The sequence below is a fragment of the Campylobacter sp. RM12651 genome (assembly GCF_022369475.1).
GTDB lineage: Bacteria > Campylobacterota > Campylobacteria > Campylobacterales > Campylobacteraceae > Campylobacter_E.
The window spans coordinates 322,441-347,390 of sequence record NZ_CP059600.1 but is presented as its reverse complement, the minus strand read 5'-3'; the positions used below and the strand labels follow the sequence as shown (position 1 = coordinate 347,390).

The following is a 24,950-nucleotide window of genomic DNA, read 5'->3' as shown; positions in this document are numbered from 1 at the left end:
AAAAGGAGATAATATGAAAAAAATTTTATCAACACTAATATGTGTAATTAGCCTAAACGCACAAAACTTCGTAGGTGCTGATTTTATGGTAGGAAAAGCTAAAGATTACGGGCTTAATTTAAGCGATAATGGTATTTATCAAGGAAGAATTTTTATAAATTCTTATAAACTTAGTAATTATGATAATGATTTTGTTTTTGGTGCAGATTTAAGCATTCACGACTTTGATTCAGAATATAAAAATAATATAGAAAGTGGCAAAATTTCAAGCACTTATACTGCTGTTAATGTATTAGGTGGTATTGGATTTTTTAATAATAATGTAGGAGTTAAATCAGGCTTTAATGTCTTAGGTGGCTTAGGTCATGAAAAAATCAAAAGCAAAACTAATACTAAAGATTTAGTAGCTAATACTAATTTAATCAAATTAGGAGCTAGCACTATGAATATTTTTGATGAAGGATTAGTTGTTGAAGCTAGTGCTTTTGCAAAATTTTATTTAGATAATAAAAGAGATAAATTATTTAACGAGCAACAAAAAAGACTAAATTATGAAGCAAATCTTATGCTAGGTTATAAATTCACTCGCAATTTAGACGGCTTTTATGCAGGAATTAAAGCAAGTTATACAAATGATGTAATAGCTAAAGGTATTAGATACGGAGTTAATTTAGGATATAGCTTTTAAGAATTTAAAACTAGGAATTAAAATTCCTAGTTTGAATATATTTTTACTAAATTAAGTGCTACTTCATAAGACTTTTCAAGTGATTTAACAGGTAAAAACTCAAATCTTGAATGAAAATTATGTGCTCCTGTGAAAAAATTCGGGGTAAAAAGACCCTTTACACTCAACGCACTTCCATCAGTCCCACCACGCATAGCAATTGTATTTGCTTTAATATTTGATAATTCAAAAGCTTTATATAATTTATCTAAACTATCTTTATTATCATCATTTAAAGCATCTTTTAGATTGTAATAAGTATCGCTCATTTCTAGTTTAAAACTAGCTTTTTTATATTTATTTTGCATAAAATCAACGCAAGTTTTAATGTATTCTTTTTTCTCTTCAAACTTAGTTTTATCGTGGTCTCTTATATTTAAACACACACTAGCTTCGTTTTGATTTGAGTGCATTTCATTTATCCAAATATATCCATCTTTATCTTTAGTATTTTCAGGAGTTTGCAATCTATCAAAAAGATTTATAAACTCATTTGCTAATAAAGTTGGATTTAGCATTATTTTATAAGCATTCATTGGGTGTGCTGATACACCTATTATATTAAGCTTTGCACTTGCTGCATTAAATGTCTCATACATTAATTCCCCAACCTCACAACAATCAATAGTATAAGGATGAGTTGTCCTAAAATCATCTAAATTAAGCTGCTTTGAGCCTAAAAGCCCTATTTCTTCATCTGGCACAAAAGCTAAAAATATATCAGGATGATTAATATCACTATTTTTAAGAGTTTTAATTAAGTTTATAATAACAGCAATTGCAGCCTTATTATCAGCCCCTAAAACAGATGAGCCATCGCTAAAAATAATGTCTTCATTTAAATACTTCATAATTTCAGGGTGTTTAGAAATCTCTAAAACCGCTTTACCTAAATCTAAATCCTTACCTTCAAATCTTAAAATCTTAGGATTTACACAAGGACTAAGCCCAACATCAATAGTATCAAGATGAGCTACAAAACCTAAGCTAGTCTTAGTTTTATCACCAGCTAAAAGTGCGGTTAAAATACCATTATCATTTAGCTTAATTTCACTAAGTCCTAAATTCTCTAACTCACTTTTTAATAATTTCGCTAATTGTAACTGCCCTTCACTAGTAGGAGTATTACTCTTACTAGCGTCGCTTTGAGATGAGATTTTTACATATTTTATAAAGTCTTCTACCAACATATCTAACCTTTAAAATTATAAACATAAGTAGTATCAAATCCTAACGGAAGACCTAAAGCCCAGAATATAAATAAACTACCAACTAAAGCTATCCATAAAGCAATACCAAATGGAAGCATTAATGAACTAAGTGTTCCAACCCCTGTTTTTTTATAATATTTTTGACAATAACCAATCACTAATGGGTAAAATGGAAACATAGGTGTCATAACATTTACCGCACTATCACTCGTCCTATATGCTGCTTGAGTAAGTTCAGGACTAATTCCAAGTAACATTAACATAGGAACAAAAATAACGCTTAATATAGCCCATTTTGATGTAGCTGATGTAACAAAAATATTTAAAAAGCTTGTAAATATAATCACTCCTAAAACAGTGAAAACTGAAGGCATATTCATACTCTTTAAAAACTCAGCTCCTGAAATTGCTAATAGAGTTGAAAGATTTGAAGTATTAAATACATATAAAAACTGCCCGCATACGAAACAAAATACTATAAAAGTAGTAAGAGTATTTAAACTACTTGCAGCCATTTTTGATAAATCACTTGAAGTTTTTATAGAGCCACTAATTTTTCCATAAACATATCCTGGAATTGCTAAGAATAAAAATACTAATGGAACAATAGCTTTCATTAAAGCTGCATCAGCACTAGTAAGTGAGCCATTAGCACCACGCATAACCGAATCATCTGGAATTGATACAGCAAATAATAATAAAGCCATAAATATAAATGTTAAAGTTGCTCCCCAATAAGCTTTATTTTCTTGTGAGCTTAATTTCTCATTTTCTAAATGAGCGATTTTGCAATCACTATCAATAGGCATAGTTTTATTTAGCATAGGCTCAATAATTTTTGAGCTAACAAACCAACAAGCAGCAATTACGCTAAAGGTTGAAAAAATACTTAAAAAATAATTACACAATACATTTACGCTTATTTCAGGGTCAATTGTCCTTGCTGCTTTTTGAGTAAATTCTTGCATTAACGGATCAACTACACTTGGAATATAACTAGCACTAAACCCACCTGCAAGTGCAGCAAATGAAGTAGTAATTCCAGCTATTGGATGGCGACCTGCACTATAATACATAGCAGCTGCAATTGGCATTAAAAATACATAAGCACTATCCGATACTATATGGCAAAATATAGAAATTAATATAACCACAGGAACAACAATGCTTTTTGGAACTATTCCTATCATTTTAATTAGTAATGCTCTAATATAACCACTGCCTTCTGCAATACTAACTCCTAAAGTAGCAACTAAAACTAATTGTAAAGCAGGAAAAGTTATAAAATTAACGCCTAATCTAACTATTAGTTCAGTTAAATTATGAATTTCAAACATATTTTTAACTACAATTTTTTCATGACTAACTGGATGAATGTAAGAAAAATCAATAAAACTTAATGCAAAACTTAAAATCATCACAATAAAAAATGCAATTAAAAAAAGAATTGTAATATCAGGTAATTTGTTTCCTAATACTTCAATTTTGTGTAAGATTTTTTCAAATCCATTTCGTTTGATTTGCTGGTTTTCTACCATTAAGGCTCCTTTTTGATAAAATAAAAGGATTTATGTTACAATAAAATCAGATTTTAAGCAAAGAAAATTAGCACTTTTATGTGTTAATGTAACTTTTCGTAACAAATATTAAAAAGGTGATTAAAAAAGATAAATAAAGTGATAAGTGGTGCGGATGAGAGGACTTGAACCTCCACGCATTGCTGCACCAGATCCTAAGTCTGGCGTGTCTGCCAATTTCACCACATCCGCTAAGTGGTACGCCCAAGAGGATTCGAACCTCTGACCTACGGCTTAGAAGGCCGTTGCTCTATCCAGCTGAGCTATGAACGCACACTAAAAATAAAAGCTGTATATTATCCTAATAAAATTAATTTTTGCTTAAATTAAATTATATTTTTTATTATTTTATTTCTACCTGTATTTTTAGCCTCATATAAACACTTATCAACTCTTGTTATATATTCATCTAAAATATTATTAGCAAAATTATCTTCTATAAAAACTAAACCTATACTAACGCTAGTAGTTAAGCTTTCAACAGAAAATGTAGAATTTGAATACTCTATTCTAAAATTCTCACAAGCATTTTCAAAATCTAAAGCAGATACATTATAAGCTAATATTAAAAATTCTTCTCCACCCCATCTACAAATCAAATCAGTATATTCTCCAAAATGCTTTCTCATTAAATTTGCACAATTTTTTAATACTTCATCTCCCACACTATGTCCGTAAGTATCATTTACTTTTTTAAAATAATCAACATCTATTAAAGCAATACTTACCTTACTTTTAATATTTAAATCTTCAATACTATCTATAAAACACCATCTATTCATAAGTCTTGTTAAATAATCAAAATTTGCACTTTTATCAAGCTTTTTATTTATATTTTGTCTATTTTCTAATTCAATATATATTTGTTTTCTTAAAACACTTGATACAATTACAAAAATAGTTGATACTACAATCCCATTAAAACAATTAAAATAGAATTTAGAACCATCGCTAAATAAATATAAAGGTATATCTAAAGAATAATCATTCACACAAAAAAAATAATACATTGCCAAATAATAAATAAGTCCGAAAGTCGCTATTAAATATATAATGTATTTTTTCCTATAAATACCTATATAAAAATAAGATATTATAGGTAATATATAATATTCAAACCCATAACCCCACCCAAGATAATAAATTGAGCTAGCAGAAAAAACAAAACAAGAAAAAAAAGTAACATAAATACAAGCATTAAAATTATTACTCTTAACAAATACTAACGATACTAAAAATAATCCAGCTAGCATAAAATACGTTAAAAACAAATAAGGAATATCATTAATTATCATTATTAAAGCATATACTAAATTAAAAACTAAAATACCTTTCATAATTTTTTCAGCTTGTAAAACTTCTACTAGTTCATATTTTCTTTTTTCAAAATCTATCATATTTGTCCTAAAACTATAGTTTCTACTTTATTTTTACCTGATTTTTTACCACTATATAAGGCATTATCAGCTTGAGATAGCATATAATCTATACTTTCAAGTCTTAAAGAATAACAAATTCCAAAAGTAATTGTAGTTTTCCTAGCATTATAACCATCTTTATGAGTATAGTTAGCAAAATCTTCCCTAATCTCATTCATTAGTTCTTCACTTTCATCTATGCTAAGACCTGTTAATAGCATTAAAAACTCTTCTCCACCCCATCTAGCTACATAACTAGAAGCTCTTTTAGATATTTTATCTTTAATGATTTTTGCTGTATTTTTAAGAACAATATCTCCAAAATTATGACCGCACTCATCATTTAAACTCTTAAAATTATCAATATCACCTAAGACAATTACCATAGAACGAATCTGGTCTTTTTGAAAATAATTATGATATATATGTAAAATTTCATTCATTGCACGACGATTTAAAATATTTGTCAAATAATCATAATCAGCTTTATTTTGTAATTTAATGCTTTCTTTTTCTAATATTTTACTTTCATTCTCATCAATACTATGCGTATAAAACGAATAAAAAATAATTACAGAAGTAATATTTATAACATTAAATACATATACAAAAACCATATATTCGCTTTCAAAATCAGGAACATCTTTTGTAATAATTATTGTAACTATAAATAAAATAATTTCAAAAATACCAATAATCAAAGGATATTTAGAACTGCTAAAGTCATGAACATAGCCAAGAGATAAAAGTGCTATCATAACTATTAAAAAACCATATCCTTGCCCTAAAATATATGTGCAAATTGAACAAGACAGCAAAACAGAAGCATGTGTAAAATAAACAGCAATATTATGATATTTGTCAATTTTTAAAATAAAAATCGTAGCTACTAAAGCAATAAAAGCTTCAATAAACTTAATATTAACCATAGGATAAAGACCTAGAAAATAAAACACACTCCCATAAGTAGTATGGGTTATTGTTAGTAAAATCATTGTGATTTTTACTAATTGTCTTATATTATCTATCTTTCTAAATTCATTCATCTTCTATACGCTTTGCTTCTATCCTATTTCTACCGCTATTTTTTGCCATATACAATAATTCATCAACTTTTTTAATATAATTATCAAAATTACTATATGAAAAATCGCCATTTACATGCAAACAACCAACGCTAGCACTTATCGTAAAATCGCCAGCACAGAATTTATTATTTTTTAGCTCTTTTCTAAAATTATTACACGCTTCATAAAATTCTTCTTCACTGCAACCTAATGCAAATACTAAGAATTCTTCCCCGCCCCACCTAGCAATCATATCAGTGTATCTTGAAAAATTAAGCTTTATGCAACTTGCGGTTACTCTTAAAACTTCATCTCCAACACTATGCCCATAAGTATCATTAACTTTTTTAAAAAAATCTATATCTATTAAAGCAAAATGAAAATTCTTTTTATATTGAATTAAATGAATTTTTTCCATAAAAGCCCAACGATTTAGTAAATATGTAAGCGGGTCTGTAGAAGCATTAATACTTAAAACTTCATTTGCATTTTCTTTTGTCTCAATTGTTTTATAAACTTTAATTTTTAAAAAATACATAACAATTATAATTGTAAGACACGCAAATAAGCTATGAATAATATAAAATATGCCATTAATATTGTATCCAAGCACATATAATTGATTTTGTAAGGTATATTTATTAACTTCCATAAATATATACAATAATTCAAAAACTATACTCTCAAAAATTGCTAATGTATAGATAATTTTTCTATTTTCAAATTGACCTACATAACAAAAAGCTATACAAGGTATTAAAAAATATTGAGCTCCAAAACTCCAACCAAAATAAAGAACCATAAAAATAGCATAAACTATACAAACAAAATGCACCGTATATACTAAACTATTGACTTCTAATAAATCTAACTTTTTTAATGAATACAAATATATACAAGCTAAAAACAAATTAACAAACATAGGATAGTTATGACCTAACCAACCCATTAAAATAGATAATAAAAAATATAATGTTGAAAATATAATTAGTATATATCTAGCAATTTTTTTTGCTACAACTAAATCATCTTGATCTAAAAAACTTCCCATATCTAACCTAAATTAACTAACTTTACTCTATTTTTTCCAGAGTCTTTTGCACTATAAAGTGCTGCATCTGCTTTTGTTATCAATACATCTTTATTAATTAAATTTATAGAATAACTAACACCTATTGAAATAGTAACGCTAGTTTCATTTAAATTATCTTTAATTTGTAATTTTTCAATAGATTTTCTACTTTTTTCTAAAGAATTTAAAACATCATTGTAAGAGTAATTGCTAAATAGTATTAAAAATTCTTCTCCACCCCATCTAGCCACATAAGTATTTGTATTGTTTTCATATTCGTTTTTAAACACTTTAGAAACTTCTTTTAAAGCTAAATCTCCAAAATTATGACCATAAGTATCGTTTAAATGCTTGAAATTATCAATATCTCCTATTGCTAATGCTAAAGAATTTACTTCTTTATTTTTTAATTTTTCTAACATATTATCTAATATCTCATTCATAGCACGACGATTTAAAAGTGTGGTTAAATAATCATTTTCAGCTTTATATTGTAAGAATTCTTTTCTAGCATCAAGTTGCTTAATAATCTTGGCGTTTTCTCTATCATTTAGCCAAATATAAACTAGCAATGTAACTACCATAAATAAAAAATTAGCTATATTTATATATGGCATATAAGGATTTGGATAATTTGGAGTATCTTTTGTAATATAAAGCATTACAAAAAAAGCAGTCGCTTCTACAAGTCCTATACCTATTGGAACTAAGAAAGTATTGAAATTTTGTAAATATGCTAATGATAATAAAAGAACTATTATCATAGTAAAACCATAGCCCCATCCAAGATAATAAGTGCAATAACAACAAGAAAATAATATATCTAAATGCGCATATAAAGTAGCAATTGCATATCCCTTGTTTCTTATCAACACTACATAAGCTACTAATAAAGAAATAATAATTTGAATTAAGCTAGAAGGTAATAAGAAATATAGCCCCGTTAGAGTAAAACTAACAGCATATATAAGATGAACTAAGCCAATAATAACAACGGTAACTTTTATTATATATTCAAAATTATCAACTCTTCTAATCTCTTTCAACTTATTTTTCCTAAAACCATAAATCAAAAAATATTTTATAATTTAAACCTAAAATATTATTTAAAATTCCAAAACCTGGCTAGAGAGTGAAGGAATCGAACCCCCCGCAGAATAGTCAACTACCCCACCACAAGATTTGAAGTCTTAGGGCTACACCAGTAGGCCAAACTCTCCATAAAAAAGGCTTAGTTATAGCATAAAATGTTTAATATCTGTAACTTTTAATAAACTTTTCAAAATCACTTTTTGTATTCATATTTAAAAAAACATTATCATTTTTAAAGCTTAAAGTAATTGCCTTTGACTTTATAAAAAAATCTTTGATTTTGCAATTTTCATCTAATTCATCTAAATATTTTAAATCGCTCATCTTATAAAAACCACATAAAAAATGAGTTTTGATACTTTTTGCCACTACTGAACTTTTATATCTTTTATGTTTATAAAAAAGTCTTTTTATAGAGCTTTTATTAATTTTTACAAAATCAACTGCAATTACAAAAACAGAATTTGAATTAGGAATTTTAATATTTTTAAAAGTCTTTAAACCATTAATTGGATGAAAATATTCATAATTATCTTTTAAAAATTTACATTTTAAATCACTTGGCTTAGTCTTAGCACAAAAATATATTTCATTAAATAAAGGCTGCAATTTTTCATATAAATAATTAATCAGGCTAATTTCACGCTTTTTATAATTAAAGCGTAAATTAGCCTTATCTTGCCCCATTCTACTTGATTTTCCACCACCTAAAATTAGGCAAACGCTATTTTTAAAGCTCATCAGGAGAACAAATATATCCTTTAATTGCACTAGCAGCCGCAATTGCACTATTTGCAAGATAAACTTCTGAAGTTCTCGCACCCATACGACCTACGAAATTTCTATTCGTAGTTGATATACAACGCTCTCCATCAGCTAAAATCCCCATATACCCACCTAAACAAGCACCACAAGTTGGATTACTTACAACTGCACCAGCACTAGCAAATATATCCATTAAGCCTTCTTTTTGAGCTTGTAAAGCAATTTTGGTTGTAGCTGGAGTAATTATCATTCTTACATCTGAATGAACTTTTTTATCTTTTAAAATACTCGCTGCAATTCTTAAATCACTTAGCCTTCCATTTGTGCATGAGCCTACAAATGCTTGGTCAATTTTTACCTTTTCACTTACAGCTTGTTTTATACTTTTACCATTACTTGGTAAGAATGGATATGCTACAACAGGGTCAAGCTTGTCTAAATCAATCTCAATTACTCTTTCATAAACAGCATTTGGCAAGTGGCTAAACTCAACGCCTTTTCTCTTTAAATTAACCGAGTTTAAAAACTCTCTTGTAACATTATCAACAGCACAAATTCCATTCTTTGCACCTGCTTCAATCGCCATATTACATAAACTAAAACGGCTATCCATATCAAGCTCTTCAATTCCAAAAAACTCTAATGATTTATATAAAGCTCCATCAACGCCTAAAATTCTAATAATTTCTAAAATTAAATCTTTTCCATAAACCCAAGGCTTTAATTTTCCACGAAATTGCACTTTAATAGCACTTGGCACTTTAAACCAGTTTTTACCTGTTATCATTGCATACGCTAAATCAGTGCTTCCCATTCCAGTAGCAAATGCTCCTAAAGCTCCGTGCGTACAGGTATGACTATCTGCACCAATTATCACATCACCTGGACTAATCAGTCCATTTTCAGGTAAAAGTGCGTGTTCAATACCCATATTTTTTTCATCAAAAAGATATTTTAAATTATGTTCTTTTACAAAATCTCTACTAATTTTTGCTTGATTTGCACTTAGAATATCTTTTGCAGGAATATAGTGGTCAAGCACAATTGCAAAGCCATCAGGATTAGCTAATTTTGTAGCACCACTTTTTTTAAATTGTTTAATAGAAATTGGAGTTGTAATATCATTTCCTATTACCATATCAATAGGACAATCAATAATCTCACCTGCTTTTACTTCTTTTCCTATATGATGAGCAAATATTTGTTCTGTTAAAGTCATAGATTTCCCTTTTTTTCTAATTTTATTAATTTTAGCCGTTAAAATTAATAAAAGGATTAAAAATGAATTATTATGATTTAGTGCAAATTAAAGATTATTTAAAGCAATATAAAAAGATAAATCGTGCGTATAGAATAAATGATAATTGCTTATGTATTGAGTTTAAAGATAAATTATATTTTGATTTAACCAAGGGCAAAAGTGCAATTTATAGTGGTAATTTATATGCTAAAGATTATACTAGTCCATTTGATTTACAACTTAAAAAAATGCTTTTTAACGCAAGTATTTTAGATATTAAAGTGCCTATAAATAATAGGATTTTAGAGTTTAAACTAGCCTTAGCTCACGCTTATAAAAAAATGGAATTTTATTTAATACTTGAGTTTTCAGGAAAATTTACAAATGCACTAATCTTAGATGATAAAAGAAATATAATAAGTGCCTTAAGATACGGCAAAAACAACCTTAGAGATATTTTACAAAATGAACCTTACATAGATTTAGAACCTACAAAAATCACTGAAAAAAATATAAAAATTGAAGATTTTAAAATTTATTTCGCAAATATTTTTGCAAGTCTTCAAAACGAGAAATTAAACTCATTAAAAGCTCAAAAAATAATGGAAAATGATAAAAAAATTGAAAAATTAGAGCTTTTAATAAATTCTTTAGAAGATGAAGAATTACTAAACAAAAAAGCACTTTATGAATACTCAAAAGGCGATGCACTAAAAGAAAACTTATATAAAATCAAAGATTACGAAAGAGAATTTGAAATAGGAATTTATAAATATTCTTTAATCAATTCTGCAAAATATGAGCTAAATAATATTTATAAAAACGCTAAAAAATTAAGCCAAAAAGCAAAAAATATAAGCATAGAAAAAGATAATCTAAACGAAAAAATAAATGCTTTAAATAGCCTAAAACAAGCAATAATTTGCACAAAAGATGAAGTATTTTTACGCTCATTATTCGCAAAAAACAATAAAAAAGGCAAAACCCAGCAAAATCCAAACATATTAAATTTTTATGTAAATGATTACAAAATTAGCGTAGGACTTAATGAAAACGCTAATGAATATTTGCTAAAAAATAGCAAAAAAGATGATTTATGGTTTCATTTAAAGGATTTAAAAGGCTCTCATGTAATAATTTCAAGCAACAAAAAAAGCTATGATATAGATTTAATCTATCATGCTGCAAGTCTTTGTGCTTGTTATTCTGGTAAAAAAGAAGGTAATTTTTTAGTAGATTTTACAAAAAGAGCAAATGTAAAAATTATTGAAAAAGCATTCGTTAATTATGTTAATTACGATACTATAAAGGTTTTTTTATGAGTGTAAATAATATTGGAAATATAAATTATATAAATCAAAATCAAGGCGTAGCGATTGATAATCACGCAAAACATAATGCAAAAATGTTTGCTGATGAGCAAATTACTTTAGTTACGCCAGAAGTTAATGTAATAGAAGAAAGTAGCGAAAGCTCAAAAACAAACACAAATCTTGATGATGAAAAATCATATCAAGAAGAACGCCCTAAAAAAGAGCATAAAAGAGCTAATTTTTTCGGTGTTATGATAGAAGAAGATGAAGAAATTGAAGAAATAAAAGAAAGCGATAGGCTTTTTGATAAACTTGTTTAAGGAGTATTTATGTTGAATGAAAAAATAAAAACAGGCTTAATTTTTGCAATAATTGCAGTAATTTTTCTAGCGATAAATTCTTATTATTTATGGCTAATAATATTTTTATTAGCTAGTGGCATTGGATATTTTGAAGCTTGTAAATTATTTGATACTAAAAATAATTATTTAATTTTAGCCTTAGGATTGATATTAGGAATTTATACTCAAATGCCTGTGGTTTCTATGATTTTTGCTATTTTAGTTCTTGCTTCTTTTTTAGCATACAAACAAGGAGATTTAAAAGAAATTCTACCATTTATTTATGCAGGAATTGGAATTAGCTTTATTTTTGAAACTTATATTAGATTTGAATTAAGTGGCTTTATTTGGCTACTTTTAAGCGTTGTTTTATGTGATAGTTTTGCTTATTTTGTAGGTAAAAAATATGGAAAAACTAGCTTTAGTCCAAGTTCTCCTAATAAGACTTTAGAAGGAGTAATCGGCGGAATTATTATTAGCACAATAATTTCAAGCATTTATGCTAGTTTTGTTTATAGTGAGATTGGCTTTTTAGAAGTTTTATTTTTATCATTTTTAATGGCATTTTTTGCTGTATTTGGAGATTTATTTGAAAGCTATTTAAAACGCTTAGCGAAGGTTAAAGATAGTGGGGAGCTTTTCCCTGGACATGGCGGAGTATTAGATAGAGTTGATGCTTTGATTTTTGCTAGTATTATTATGGTGGTATTCTTATGAGCTTTACTATAAATCCAACAAAACCTGAAATTATAAGCGTATTTGGTTCAACTGGTTCAATCGGCGTTAATGCTTTAAAAATCATAAAACAAGCTGATATTAAATTAGAGTGCATTAGTGCTTATAAAAACTATGAATTATTAAACGAACAAATAAAAATGTTTAATCCTAAAATAGTCTTAGCGAGTGATGAAATACTAGATAAAGTAAATCATTCTAATAAATACTCAATAAAAGACGCTGCATTTATAATGCAAGATTTAAAAAGTGATGGAATTATCAATGCAATAGTAGGATTTGCAGGGCTTAAAATATCTTTACAAACTCAAGAATTAGATAAAAAACTCTTTTTAGCAAATAAAGAAAGCTTGGTTGTGGCTGGAAAATTTCTTGATACTTTTAATATCTCTCCTATTGATAGCGAACATAGTGCATTGGCAGCACTTTTAAGGGGTATTAAACACCCTAAAAAACTCACAATTACTGCTAGTGGTGGGGCATTTTTTAAATACAATGAAGTTGCAAATCTAAAAGCAAATGAAGCCTTAAAACACCCTAATTGGGATATGGGAGCAAAAATCACAATAGATAGTGCAACAATGACAAATAAGCTTTATGAATTAATAGAAGCAAAACATTTATATCCTAATTTAGAATTAGACGCAATCATAGAGCCAAGCTCAAGTATTCACGCATTTTGTGAAAGTATAAATGGCTCAATGAGTGCTTATTTTAGCGTGCCTGATATGAAGCTTAGCATTGCAAATGCACTCTTAGGTGAGAGTGATTTTGCTGCTTGTGAGTATTTTGATATTTTAAAACTTGCTAAATTAGAATTCTTTGAGATAAATCCTAATAAATACCCTATTTTTAGGCTAAAAGATGAGCTATTAAACAATCCTGATTTAGGTGTTATTATCAATGCTGCTAATGAAGAATTTGTATATAAATATTTAAAAGATGAATGTAAATTCTATGATATTAGCGACGCAGTATTTAAGGCTTTAGATAAATTTGCTGATAGTAAAATAAATACTATTGATGATGTGTTTAGTGTAGATAAAATGGTAAGAGAGTTTTTGAATGCTTAAGATATTTTTAACATTTTTAAGTCTTAATTTATTTGCTTTAAATTTTACTATAAACACTTTAGGAGAATGTGAAAAAGTTTGTGATAATACCGTTTTGATTTTTGGCGGTATTCAAGGAGATGAGCCAGGTGGTTTTCACGCTGCTAGCTTATTAATCACGGATTATAAAATCACTAAAGGAAAAGTAATTGTCGTGCCAAATCTTGCATTTGATTCAATAATTGCTAGAAGTCGTGGAGAATTTGGAGATTTAAATCGCAAATTCGCAGAACTTAGCGAAGATGACCCTGATTATTACACGGTTGAATTAATCAAAAAAATAATAACTTTACCTGAAGTAAAACTCATAATAAATCTTCACGATGGTAGTGGATATTATTCTCCAAATTATATAAATAAGGATAAAAATCCTAAAAAATGGGGAAATTCTTGCATAATTGACCAAGAGCAAATTGACGCAAAATATGGGAATTTAAACGAAATTGCAAGTAAGGCTTGTGAAAGTATAAATAATAATTTATTACACAAATTACATAGCTATCATTTAAAAAACACAAACACAGCAAATGGCGATGAAGAAATGCTAAAAAGCCTAACTTATTATGCAATTACTCAAGGTAAAGCCGCCTATGCAAACGAAGCTAGCAAAAATCTATTAACTCACGAAAGAGCATATTATCATTTACTAGCAATTGAGAGCTATTTAAAGGCTGCTGGAGTTGAGTTTGAGCGAGAATTTGAATTAAATCCTAATGCAGTAAGAGAAGTTATTGAAAAACCGATTTTAATTAAAATTGAAAATCGCTTTTTATTAAGCCTTCAAAAACCAAGAGAAAAAATAAGATTTATTCCAATAAAATTGCCATTTACTTATAAAGCTAGCAATGAATTAACTGCGATTTTTAAAAACAATCAAGATAATGGCTTTAGTATTCAATACGGCAATCGCTTTCAAACTAATTTGTATTTAGAAAAAAATGTTGAATATAGCGATATTATTGATAAGTTAAATTTAATTGTTGATGATAAAGAAATCACAACTAATTTCGCAAAAATGATTGAAGTAAAAAATTATTTTTTAGTTAAAAAACACGATAAAGTAAGAATTAATGTCATAGGCTATAACGCAAAAGATAGTGAAGATAGTATAAAACTAAGCCTTAAAAATATGCAAAAACAATACTCAATTGATAAAGCAGGTAAGATTTATAGGGTTGAAGCTTACGAAGATAATAAATTTATAGGTGAAATTTTAATTAGATTTGAATGATGAAAAATATTATTTTAATTATTTGTCTTGTAATTTTTACTTCTTGCAGTAAAAATTATTTTGCTCTTCCATCTCAAGACTTAAATAATTATGAGAGCAATGAGTTTTATATCAATAAAGAAGTATCACAAAAATTAAAAGAAAATTATTTAAAAAACCTATTTTATGTATGGGGAATTGATAAAACAAATATCAATATGAAAAATATTGCAAATGATATTTTAAAAGACACAGGTTATGGAGAAAATTATCAATTAAATTCTCAAAAATTAATGCAAAATATAGTAGATAATGCTGATTTTGATAATTTAAACAAAATTTCAAAAAATGCAATCATTATTCATTCAAGTAATTTAAGATTATTACCTACTAAAAAACCAAGATTTAAAAATCCTAAATTAGCAGGTGAAGGCTATCCGTTTGATTATTTGCAAAACTCATTTATCTACGCATATACTCCTGTTAAAATCTCTCATTTTAGCAAGGATTTTGGCTGGAGTTTTATTTATAATAGCGTAGTAGTTGGCTTTATAGAAAATAAAAATATTGCATTTATTAGTGATGAAGATTTAAATATTTATAAATCATCAAAAGACTTCATAATGCCTAAAAAAGATAAAATTGCATTAATAGATAAAAATGAAGACTTCATAGAATACGCAAGAATTGGAATGCCTTTGGCATTAAGTAAAGAAAGTGCTAATTTTTATACTATAAGAGTTTTTAAAAAGGATTTAAACAATAACGCAAAACTTATTGAAATAAAGGTCAAAAAAGAAGATTTTTTCAAGCTTGGAGATAGTTTTTCTAGCGTTGATTTAAAAAAAATCGCAAATGAATTAATAGGACAAAACTATGGCTGGGGCGGATTAAACGGCGATAGAGATTGCTCTGCTTTTTTAAAAGATGTCTTTGGCACATTTGGAGTTTTTCTAGCTAGAAATTCGCAAGATCAAATCTATCAAAAAGATTATTTAAATAGAAAAATATTTTTTAATATCTCAAAACTTAGCAATAAACAAAAATATAATTATATTAAAAGCAATGCAATACCTTTTGCAACCTTGCTAGCTCTAAAAGGTCATATAGTTTTATATTTAGGAGAATTTGATAACAAAATCTATATATTGCATAATTTATGGGGGATTAAAAATTATGAGCGTGGAGTTGAGAGTAGAATTATCGTTGGAAAAGTAGCAATAACCACAATAGATGCAGGCAAAAATCTCTCAAGTGTAAAAGAACAAGATGTAATATTAAGTAGGATTTTTGGTATGAGAAATCTATTTGCTGATGAATTGCAGTTTGAAATTCCTAATTTAAATTCTAATAAGGACTAATTATGGCTATATTACTTGGTATTTTATATTTTTTATTGGTATTTTTCGCTAATGCAAATATGCTTTTAAGAACTATTAAAAATAATACTTTTAATAAATTTAGAAAAATAATTGTGGCTTTTTATAGTATTATTTTTGCGTTTGAACTAAGCCTAATTACTCAAGAAAACTTAATTAAAGAGCTTTTATATTATTCTTTTATAATTTTAATTGCTTCAACTATTGTGTTTTTTATGATTATGAGTTTTTATTATATCAAGACAAAAATAGTCTATGAAGAATATTTTGCAAAAGCAATTGATATATGGGAGATATTCAATTTTTTTCCTATATTTTTTATACTTATTTATTATTTAAAAGATATAAATATTTTAAATTATGAGTATATATTTATTTTCATAGCTTTTGTATTTTTTTATAAGGTATCAAAAAACGCAATAAAAGTCCCTAAAATAAAAGAAATAAATCTAAACGAAGATAAACTAAAAAAAGATTTAAAAATCGCAATGATAGCTGATATTCATCTAAAAAAGAATTTAAATGATGAGTTTTTTATAAATATAATTAATAAAATTAATTCTTTAAATCCTGATTTAGTAGTAATCGTAGGAGATTTAGTAGATACAGGTATTAATAATGTCAAAAACCTTAATTATCTAAATGAACTAAAATCAACCTATGGCACATTTTATGTCTTAGGAAATCACGAATATTATCACGGAGTAGGCAGTATCGCTAAGGAATTAAAAAAATATAAATTGCATTTTTTAGATAATAAAAGCATAGAATTTGATGATTTTATAATATCAGGTGTAAATGATTTGATGGGGCTAAAGCTTAAGACTTTTGAGCCTGATATTAGCAAATTAAAGCCTAAATTAGATAAGTTTAATATCTTACTAACCCATCAGCCAAAATTTGTTAAAAAATACGATGTTAGCCCTTATGATTTAATCCTAGCTGGACATACTCACGCAGGACAAATCTTTCCTTTTAGCTTGGCTGTTAAACTTGAGCAAGGATATTTAAAAGGCTTATATAATGTAAAAAATAGCAAAATGTATGTAACAAGTGGAGCGGGATTTTGGGGCATAGTAGCTAGGTTTAATGCAAGTAGCGAAATAGTCTTAATTAATGTAAAATCTAAATAATTTACTTAATAGAAAATACTAATTAATAAAATATATCTTTATTTAAAACAAGGAGTATTTTATGAAAAAAATTTTTTTATGTTTATGCTTAGGTGCATTTAGTTTATTTGCTAAAGATTTAAGTCCTCAAGAATTAAACGATATGAAAAAAGAACTAAATGAAAGTATGATGAAAATGCATTCTAAAATGCAAGCAGGTATGAATGAAAACGACCCTGATATAGCATTTGTAGCAGGTATGCTACCTCATCACATTGGTGCTGTTGATATGGCTAAAATCGTTTTAAAATATGGAGAAGATGAAAATATCAAAAAATTAGCTAATGATATTATAAAAGCTCAAGAAATTGAAATTAAATTTATGCAAGAATATTTAGAGAAAAAAGGCTATAAATATCCAGAAGCAATCAATCATCATCAACATTAATAATTTATGCAAGGTAATTTTCCTTGCATAAAACTTCATTTGCCAAATTAAGACAGTATCATATTTTTTAGGAGTATAGATGAAAGAAAAATTTTTTATTTTAATATTGGCATTTTTAAGTGCTATTGCCCCACTTGCAACTGATATGTATTTACCTGCATTAAGCTTAGTTCAGCATAGTTTTAATACAAGTGAGTTTTATACTCAATTAAGCATTGCTAGTTTTTTTATAGCCTTTGCATTAGGACAATTATTATATGGACCAATTAGCGATATTTATGGTAGAAAAATCCCATTAATTATAGGACTTTTCATATTTATAATATCTAGCTTTTTATGTTTTTTAGTTGATAATATTTATACTTTTATTGCTTTAAGATTTATGCAAGCACTTGGCGGATGTGCTGGGGTTGTGATTGCAAGAGCTATTGTAAATGATTGTTTTTCTAAGCAAAAAGCAGTGGCTGTATTTTCATTAATGATGATTAGTTCTAGCATAGCTCCTATGATTTCTCCTAGCATTGGTGGGCTTTTGCTTAAATACTTTTCTTGGCAAAGCATTTTTATTACTTTATTTTGTCTTGGAATTTTATTATTATTTTTAAGTATTTTTTATATAAAAGAAAGCAACAAAAATCAAATTCCTTTTTCATTTTCAAATATTTATAAAGCATATAAAAGTGTTTTAACTAATAAAAGTTTTTTAATTTATGTAATTAGCTCAAGTTTAATTATGAGCACTTTATTTGCTTATATTAGTGGCTCAAGTTTTGTTTTTACCAATGTCTTTAATATCAGCTTACAAGAATATGGATTAATATTTGGGATAAATTCTTTAGGATTTATGATAACAGCTAGATTAAATGTGTATTTTACTTCTAAATTCGGTATATCAAAAGTAATTTTTATAGCTTGTATAACAATGATAATTAATTCATTTTGCTTAATACTCTTATCAAATAATTTTTATACTTTTACTTTATTTTTATTCTTAACTTTATGTATGCTAGGCTTTATAACACCAAATCTAGTTACAAAAGCTATGCAAAAATCTAAAAAATATTCAGGTAGTGCTTCAGCAATACTTGGAGCTATGCAATTTATGTTCGCAGGATTTGCAGCGTTTTTAGTCGGTGCTATGAATGCTAATACGAGTTTTGCACTAGCTTGCATAATAAGCATTTTTTGCTTACTTGCAAGTCTAGTTTATATTTTAAGATTTAAGTTAATTAGAATTTAAAACTTCTGTTTTAAATTCTAAACTTATTTTTTAGTGATATAAAAGCCTAAAATAGAGCCATTTTGCACTACTTCGCAACTATGACCTAAAGCTTTCATATCAGGTGGAATTCCATTAATACTTTGCGGACAATCGCTAATTATTTCTAATACTTCACCACTTTTTAGCTTGTGAATTACTTCATTAGCAACAATTGCAGGATAAGGACAAGGTTCGCCTAATAAAGAAATAGAATAATCAATTTTCATTTTTTCTCCTTGCATAAAATAATATTAAAGCAATGCTTATTAAAAATAAAGCTATATTAATGCCAAGACCACTATATCCGCTTAATTTGATTTTTTCTCCACTCAAAAACCACTTAGGCAATAAATCATAATTTAAAGCAATTAGCATAGTTCCTATTATATTTCCAATACCAACTACTATAAAATGAGTTTGCCCTTCTACTGCACGATATAAAAATCCACATTCACAACCACCTGCAAACACTATACCAAAGCCAAATATAAATGCTCCCGTGCAAAGCCCAAGAGATATTTCTAAAACCTTAGCGTTGTATCCGCCTTTATTTAATAATGCAAATACGAAAATACTAGCAACTAACATTGATACAAATAAAGCTAAAGAAAAACTATATCTTTTAAATAAAAATAAATCCCTAAAACAAGAAGTAAAGCAAATCTGTCCTTTTTGTATCAACCAGCCAAAAATCACTCCAAATATCAATGCTGTAGGAAGATTTTTAGTATCATTACTAGCTAAATATGCAAAGAATACAAAAAAAGCAATTACGCTAAGAAATAAAATAATTTTGTTTTTTTGTTCTAAATTCTTATCTATTTTTAATTGCGGAGTATTTGTTTTAATCATCTCATATCTAGGAGCAAAAATCTTAATTTTTAGCACCAAAATAGCCGCCGCAACCCCAAGACACATAAAAATAGCAAAAACCCAAGTATGTAAAGAAAAATAAGGAAGACCTGTAAAAAAGTTAGCCAAATTGCATCCCCAAGCAAGTCTAGCACCAAATCCTGCTAATATTCCGCCTACTAATGCTTGAAAAAATCTAGTCTTAGAAGCTATTTTTCTAAAATACACCTTATTAGCAACGCTAGCAGCTAATAAACAACCAATTATAAGTCCAATAATCATAACTCCATCAACACGAGTTAGCATAGTTCCGTTTAGATTTTGCTTTTGATAATATGAATACGAACTTAAATCCATTCCAAAAAGCTCAAGAATTTCTCCACCGATACGAGTAAATTCGCCTGTTACTGCAAAAACACCACCAAAAATAGCGAAATATAAAGTTGCCATTATGCTTAAAACCATAACCGCTTTAGTATTGCTATAGAATTTGCTTAGGTAGTTTTGATGAAAGTGTGCAAGTTCTGCACCAAAATTTGAAGTTTTCATAAAAATCCTTTGTATAGCTAAAACTTAGCCAAAATTAAAAGGCTGATTATAAATTAGCATTCTTAAAGATTTCTTTAAATTATTTATCTCAAAATCAAGTTAATTTATTTGAATAAAATTATTTAATATAAACACATATTTATTAATAATTTTTGTAACAAAATTAAAAGAATTTGAAAATAAAATTACAAATATTATTTATCAAAAAAAGATATATTTAACCCGTTTTTATTTTAGCTAGGAGCTTAGATGGATTTTGAAGTTATAAAAGAGTTTTATCCACTTTACATAGACGCATTAATCCTTACTATAAAACTTGCATTTTATGGCATAGTTTTATCATTTTTAATAGGGCTATTTTGTATGTGGGTTGAACTACATAAACTAAGGTTTTTAAAACTAATTTGTAATGCTTATATAGAGCTTTCAAGAAATACCCCGCTTTTAATTCATTTGTTTTTCTTATATTATGCAATGCCAAAGCTTGGAATTAAACTTGAAGCCTTTACTTGTGGAGTAATTGGACTTGCATTTTTAGGTGGTGGATATATGGCTGAGAGTTTAAAATCAGGTTTAAATGCTATTAATAAGCACCAAATAGAAGCAGGATATGCTCTAGCGTTAAGCAAAAATCAAGTTTTATACTACATATTATTGCCATTATCACTTAGAGTTTCTATAGCTAGTATTAATGCAAATATAATATTTTTGTTAAAAGAAACATCAGTTGTAAGCGTAATAGCTCTAGCTGATTTAGTCTATACAGCAAAAGATATAATAGGACTTTATTATGTGACTAATGAAGCTTTATTTATGCTTTGTGTTGCTTATTTTATAATGATTTTACCGCTTTCATTATTTTTAACTTGGTTTGAAGCAAGGATTAGAAAATGAGTGAAATATTATTTGATTTATCAATTTATTCAAGGCTTTATGAAGGCTTAAAAGTTACTTTATTTATATCTTTTGTATCTATATTTTTCTCAATTATAGGTGGGCTTGTTTTAGGCGTTTTTATGAGTTTAGGAAATAAAATTATTTTTTATATTCTAAAAATAATTCTTGAAATTATAAGATTTATGCCTATTATCGTTTGGCTATTTTTAATATATTTTGGAATGTCAAGTTGGCTTAGTATAGATGCTATTAGTGCTACTATTATTGTATTTGTGATTTGGGGTATGTTTGAGATGATGGATTTAGTAAGGGGTGCAATAACAAGTATTCCTAAACACCAATTTGAAAGCTCAATCGCACTTGCACTTAGTAAATACCAAATGTATAGATATATTATTTTGCCACTTGCATTAAAAAGATTAATTCCTAATGTAATAAATCTTTTAAGCCGTATGATTAAGACTACTTCAGTAGCTTATTTAATAGGTGTTGTAGATATTTTAGCAATAGGTAATCAATTAAAAGAAGTTACATTATTTATTAGCAATCTAGCACCTTTATATATTTATACAATTATATTTTTTATATATTTTATAATTTGTTATCCCTTATCAAAAATATCAAAAATACTAGAAAAAAGGTGGAGTTAATGAGTATTTTAAAACTTGAAAATATTAATAAATTTTACGGCAATAACCACGCTTTAAAAGATATTTCTTTTGAAGTTAATAAAGGCGAAGTTGTTGTTTTAGTAGGGCCTAGTGGCTGTGGGAAAAGCACAACTTTAAGGTGTATTAACGGACTTGAAAATATAGCTAGTGGAAATATTTATATAAAAAATGAAATAATTACTAAAGATTATAAAAACTGGCAAGAGATTAGAAAATATGTTGGAATGGTGTTTCAAAGCTATGAATTGTTTGACCATTTAAATGTGCTTGAAAATATCTTATTAGCTCCTATGAAAGTTCAAAAGCGTAAAAAAGATGAAGTTTTAAAACAAGCCCTAGATTTATTGCAAAAAGTTGGTTTAGAGCATAAACAAAACGCCTATCCAAAAGAGCTAAGTGGCGGTCAAAAACAAAGAATTGCAATAGTTAGAGCTTTATGTATGAATCCTGAAATTATGCTTTTTGATGAAGTTACGGCTGCGCTTGATCCTGAAATAGTAAGAGAAGTTTTAGATGTATTATTAAATCTTGCAAAAGAAGAAAAAACAATGCTAATAGTAACTCACGAAATGGCATTTGCTAGAGCTGTAGCTGATAAAATTATTTTTATGGATAGTGGCAAAATTGTTGAAATTGCAAGTCCTGAAGAGTTTTTTACAAATCCGCAAACTAATAGAGCTAAGCAATTTTTAAATATGTTTGAATTTAAAAAGGATTAAAATTATCTTTTATTAATTTTTTTGCGTTTTAATTACAAGCGATTTTATTTAAAGGAGAAATTATGAAAAAAGTTATTTTATCACTTGTTGCAGGGGCTTTACTAACCTGTTTTGCTAATGCTAGAAATATTGAAGAGATTAAAACTAGCGATAATATTAAAATAGGTGTTTTTGCTGATAAACCACCATTTGGCTTTGTTGATAAAGAAGGTAAGTTTCAAGGCTATGATATTTATTTTGCAAAAAGAATTGCTAAAGATTTATTAGGTAGTGAAGATAAATTAACCTTAGTTCCTGTTGAGGCTGCTAGTAGGGTTGAGTTTTTACAATCTGATAAAGTTGATATTATTTTAGCTAATTTTACAAAAACACCTGAAAGAGCAAGAGTTGTTGATTTTGCATTACCTTATATGAAAGTTTCATTAGGCATTGCAAGTCCTAAAAATGCAGAGATTAAAGACATTAAAGAACTAGATGGAAAAACTCTAATCGTAAATAAAGGCACAACTGCTGATGCGTATTTTACAAAAAATAAAAACGGAGTAAATCTAGCAAAATACGACCAAAATACTGAAACTTTTGGAGCATTATTAGATGGCAGAGGTGCTGCACTAGCACACGATAACACCTTGCTTTTTGCTTGGGTTAAAAACAATCCTGATTTTGTAGTAGGTATTAGTGAATTAGGAGATATTGATGTAATCGCACCTGCTGTTAAAAAAGGCAATAAAGAGCTTTTAGAATGGCTAAATAATGAGATAGTAAAACTAGGCGAAGAGCAATTCTTCCACAAAAATTATGATGAAACTCTAGCACCTGTTTATGGAACTGATATTGATAAAGAAAGTGTTGTTGTAGAAGGCGGCAAACTTTAATAATTTTGAATTAGGATTATTCCTAATTCGCTTTTTATTCTTATTTTAAATTCTATTTAGTTTTAAGAATTTAAAATAAGAAAATATTTTCAAAAATCAAAATATCTTATAACTTTTGCAATAAAATTTCTAAAATAATCTAAACTTTTATATCAAACAATCTTATATTAGATACTTTATTTTGGCTAAAACTAAAAGCTAGTTTTAAAAACTCATCATAATTTAATTCGCTAATGTTTTTATTTGGATTTTCTAAACCCATTAACTCTCTTATCTTTCTCATAAATTCGTCAGCTTGTTTTTCTTCAGCTTTTTTATTACTACTAAAAAATCCACTATTAAGACTATATAAGGTTTTAGTATAATTAGCACTTCCTAAAATAGCACTTCTTTGGCTTAATGGTTTATCATAAGCATTTAATTTGACATAATCTTTCAGCCATCTTGGCATACGCTCAACTTCAGCACTCATAAAGCCATTTTCTCCCCTTGCTATTACTTGCATTCCTAACGCTTTATCAAATGCAAAAAATGTAGCCGAGCTAATTTTTCTATCATAACCACTTAATTTACCTTTATATGTGCTTTCTCCTTCAATTAAAGCTGGGTTTGATTTTAATATACCTATCAAAAGCCCGCCTTTTGATATTTCTCCATTTTCATTTATATAATTTTGTCTTGCTTCGTCATAATCACCAAAATATCCACTAAATCTAGGGTCTTGCTTGATATTATCAGGTGGAAAAACATTTGTGTTTGGTAAGGTTTTATCATCATTGTCAAAAGAATAAAATAAGGGATGATGAGTTTGGTAAAGTTCATTTTGAAAAGTCATTCCGTGATTATTCTCATAATCATCAGGTGAATGTAAAATTTTATTGATTTTGATTTCATCACTTCTTGCTTGAATATAACCTTGTGGAAATTGCTTTATATCTTCGGTATTAAAAAAATCTTTAGAGTTTAAAAAATCTTCACTTACAACTTGGCTTAAGACTTTATAAGCATTTTCAACGCTTTTTGCTATATCAATTGATTTACAAATTTTATAAAGTGATATTGCATTTTCATTATGTTCTACTAAAGATTTTAAACTATCGCTATGTATTTTAAAATCTTCAGCAATTCCTGCTGCTTTGTTAAAATCACTTGTAAAAAAGCCATCTTTATCAACTCCGTATCCTAATACTTCACCTACCTTTTTATCATCTGCTTTATTATCTACTTTTTTAATCTCGTTATTTGTTTCTTTTTTGCTTATATTGGTTATTTGATATGTTGAATAAGAATTTATTTTCATAATTATT

At 27.4% G+C, this 24,950-nt stretch carries 25 protein-coding genes and 3 tRNA genes; 14 read left to right on the top strand and 14 right to left on the bottom strand.

The features are described 5' to 3' along the window. Positions 1-13: 13 nt before the first annotated feature. Complete coding sequence (locus AVBRAN_RS01745) at positions 14-688, top strand: hypothetical protein (RefSeq protein WP_239803382.1); 675 nt, start codon at positions 14-16, stop codon at positions 686-688. 26 nt (positions 689-714) lie between these two features. On the opposite strand, the gene pepT is transcribed toward AVBRAN_RS01745, so the two are convergent. The 11 genes from pepT to AVBRAN_RS01690 form a co-directional block, all read right to left on the bottom strand. Continuing rightward, positions 715-1,917, bottom strand: coding sequence for a peptidase T (pepT, locus tag AVBRAN_RS01740; protein WP_239803381.1), 1,203 nt, complete (start codon positions 1,915-1,917; stop codon positions 715-717). Positions 1,918-1,919: 2 nt separating this feature from the next. Continuing rightward, positions 1,920-3,476 (bottom strand): AbgT family transporter, encoded by a 1,557-nt coding sequence (locus AVBRAN_RS01735; RefSeq protein ID WP_239803380.1) that lies wholly within the window; start codon positions 3,474-3,476, stop codon positions 1,920-1,922. 146 nt (positions 3,477-3,622) lie between these two features. Then, positions 3,623-3,707, bottom strand: a tRNA-Leu gene (locus AVBRAN_RS01730). Positions 3,708-3,711: 4 nt separating this feature from the next. Then, positions 3,712-3,788: transfer RNA gene (locus AVBRAN_RS01725), tRNA-Arg, on the bottom strand. A gap of 53 nt (positions 3,789-3,841) precedes the next feature. Further along, positions 3,842-4,912 (bottom strand): GGDEF domain-containing protein, encoded by a 1,071-nt coding sequence (locus tag AVBRAN_RS01720; RefSeq protein ID WP_214119720.1) that lies wholly within the window; start codon positions 4,910-4,912, stop codon positions 3,842-3,844. After that, entirely contained in the window at positions 4,909-5,979 is a 1,071-nt protein-coding gene (locus AVBRAN_RS01715) for a GGDEF domain-containing protein (RefSeq protein WP_214119719.1), read from the bottom strand. Before AVBRAN_RS01715 ends, AVBRAN_RS01720 begins: the two co-directional genes overlap by 4 nt. Further along, the gene (locus AVBRAN_RS01710; RefSeq protein WP_214115944.1) at positions 5,972-7,051 is read right to left on the bottom strand and encodes a GGDEF domain-containing protein; all 1,080 of its coding nucleotides are present in this window, start codon (positions 7,049-7,051) and stop codon (positions 5,972-5,974) included. Before AVBRAN_RS01710 ends, AVBRAN_RS01715 begins: the two co-directional genes overlap by 8 nt. 2 nt (positions 7,052-7,053) lie before the next feature. After that, complete coding sequence (locus AVBRAN_RS01705) at positions 7,054-8,118, bottom strand: GGDEF domain-containing protein (RefSeq protein WP_214115946.1); 1,065 nt, start codon at positions 8,116-8,118, stop codon at positions 7,054-7,056. A 76-nt stretch (positions 8,119-8,194) separates the two neighbouring features. Further along, positions 8,195-8,293: transfer RNA gene (locus AVBRAN_RS01700), tRNA-Sec, on the bottom strand. A 30-nt stretch (positions 8,294-8,323) separates the two neighbouring features. Next, positions 8,324-8,905 carry a molybdenum cofactor guanylyltransferase gene (locus tag AVBRAN_RS01695; RefSeq protein ID WP_239803379.1) on the bottom strand — a complete coding sequence of 194 codons (582 nt, stop codon included), beginning with the start codon at positions 8,903-8,905 and terminating at the stop codon, positions 8,324-8,326. Next, positions 8,895-10,148, bottom strand: coding sequence for a 3-isopropylmalate dehydratase large subunit (locus AVBRAN_RS01690; protein WP_239803378.1), 1,254 nt, complete (start codon positions 10,146-10,148; stop codon positions 8,895-8,897). Before AVBRAN_RS01690 ends, AVBRAN_RS01695 begins: the two co-directional genes overlap by 11 nt. 62 nt (positions 10,149-10,210) lie before the next feature. Between AVBRAN_RS01690 and AVBRAN_RS01685 the strand changes: the two genes are divergently transcribed. From AVBRAN_RS01685 to AVBRAN_RS01645, 9 genes are all read left to right on the top strand, one after another. Further along, a complete protein-coding gene (locus AVBRAN_RS01685; protein ID WP_239803377.1) occupies positions 10,211-11,491 on the top strand; it encodes an NFACT RNA binding domain-containing protein in 1,281 nt (426 codons plus the stop codon). After that, positions 11,488-11,802, top strand: a complete 315-nt coding sequence (locus AVBRAN_RS01680; RefSeq protein ID WP_214119715.1) for a hypothetical protein — start codon at positions 11,488-11,490, stop codon at positions 11,800-11,802. The genes AVBRAN_RS01685 and AVBRAN_RS01680 overlap by 4 nt, the downstream gene beginning before the upstream one ends. 9 nt (positions 11,803-11,811) lie before the next feature. Beyond that, positions 11,812-12,540 (top strand): phosphatidate cytidylyltransferase, encoded by a 729-nt coding sequence (locus AVBRAN_RS01675; protein WP_239803376.1) that lies wholly within the window; start codon positions 11,812-11,814, stop codon positions 12,538-12,540. A 32-nt stretch (positions 12,541-12,572) separates the two neighbouring features. Next, complete coding sequence (locus tag AVBRAN_RS01670) at positions 12,573-13,631, top strand: 1-deoxy-D-xylulose-5-phosphate reductoisomerase (RefSeq protein WP_214116014.1); 1,059 nt, start codon at positions 12,573-12,575, stop codon at positions 13,629-13,631. After that, positions 13,624-14,901 (top strand): M99 family carboxypeptidase catalytic domain-containing protein, encoded by a 1,278-nt coding sequence (locus AVBRAN_RS01665; RefSeq protein WP_239803375.1) that lies wholly within the window; start codon positions 13,624-13,626, stop codon positions 14,899-14,901. The genes AVBRAN_RS01670 and AVBRAN_RS01665 overlap by 8 nt, the downstream gene beginning before the upstream one ends. After that, a complete protein-coding gene (locus AVBRAN_RS01660; RefSeq protein ID WP_239803374.1) occupies positions 14,901-16,241 on the top strand; it encodes an SH3 domain-containing C40 family peptidase in 1,341 nt (446 codons plus the stop codon). Before AVBRAN_RS01665 ends, AVBRAN_RS01660 begins: the two co-directional genes overlap by 1 nt. Before the next feature lie 2 nt (positions 16,242-16,243). Further along, positions 16,244-17,392: a metallophosphoesterase gene (locus tag AVBRAN_RS01655; protein WP_239803373.1), complete on the top strand. Its 1,149-nt coding sequence runs from the start codon at positions 16,244-16,246 to the stop codon at positions 17,390-17,392. A 61-nt stretch (positions 17,393-17,453) separates the two neighbouring features. Further along, positions 17,454-17,819, top strand: coding sequence for a DUF305 domain-containing protein (locus AVBRAN_RS01650; RefSeq protein WP_214119711.1), 366 nt, complete (start codon positions 17,454-17,456; stop codon positions 17,817-17,819). 79 nt (positions 17,820-17,898) lie between these two features. After that, complete coding sequence (locus AVBRAN_RS01645; RefSeq protein WP_239803372.1) at positions 17,899-19,059, top strand: multidrug effflux MFS transporter; 1,161 nt, start codon at positions 17,899-17,901, stop codon at positions 19,057-19,059. 23 nt (positions 19,060-19,082) lie between these two features. Here AVBRAN_RS01645 and yedF read toward each other — a convergent pair whose 3' ends face one another. Further along, complete coding sequence (gene yedF, locus AVBRAN_RS01640; protein ID WP_214115976.1) at positions 19,083-19,307, bottom strand: sulfurtransferase-like selenium metabolism protein YedF; 225 nt, start codon at positions 19,305-19,307, stop codon at positions 19,083-19,085. After that, entirely contained in the window at positions 19,297-20,481 is a 1,185-nt protein-coding gene (gene yedE / locus AVBRAN_RS01635) for a selenium metabolism membrane protein YedE/FdhT (protein ID WP_214115978.1), read from the bottom strand. Before yedE ends, yedF begins: the two co-directional genes overlap by 11 nt. 249 nt (positions 20,482-20,730) lie before the next feature. On the opposite strand from yedE, the gene AVBRAN_RS01630 reads away from it, so the two are divergent. From AVBRAN_RS01630 to AVBRAN_RS01615, 4 genes are all read left to right on the top strand, one after another. Continuing rightward, complete coding sequence (locus AVBRAN_RS01630) at positions 20,731-21,375, top strand: amino acid ABC transporter permease (RefSeq protein WP_214115980.1); 645 nt, start codon at positions 20,731-20,733, stop codon at positions 21,373-21,375. Then, the gene (locus AVBRAN_RS01625) at positions 21,372-22,028 is read left to right on the top strand and encodes an amino acid ABC transporter permease (RefSeq protein ID WP_214115982.1); all 657 of its coding nucleotides are present in this window, start codon (positions 21,372-21,374) and stop codon (positions 22,026-22,028) included. Before AVBRAN_RS01630 ends, AVBRAN_RS01625 begins: the two co-directional genes overlap by 4 nt. Beyond that, entirely contained in the window at positions 22,028-22,768 is a 741-nt protein-coding gene (locus tag AVBRAN_RS01620) for an amino acid ABC transporter ATP-binding protein (protein ID WP_239803371.1), read from the top strand. The genes AVBRAN_RS01625 and AVBRAN_RS01620 overlap by 1 nt, the downstream gene beginning before the upstream one ends. 62 nt (positions 22,769-22,830) lie before the next feature. Further along, positions 22,831-23,643, top strand: coding sequence for a cysteine ABC transporter substrate-binding protein (locus AVBRAN_RS01615; protein WP_214119709.1), 813 nt, complete (start codon positions 22,831-22,833; stop codon positions 23,641-23,643). A 139-nt stretch (positions 23,644-23,782) separates the two neighbouring features. Here AVBRAN_RS01615 and AVBRAN_RS01610 read toward each other — a convergent pair whose 3' ends face one another. Continuing rightward, a complete protein-coding gene (locus AVBRAN_RS01610) occupies positions 23,783-24,943 on the bottom strand; it encodes a hypothetical protein (protein WP_239803370.1) in 1,161 nt (386 codons plus the stop codon). Positions 24,944-24,950 lie beyond the last annotated feature (7 nt).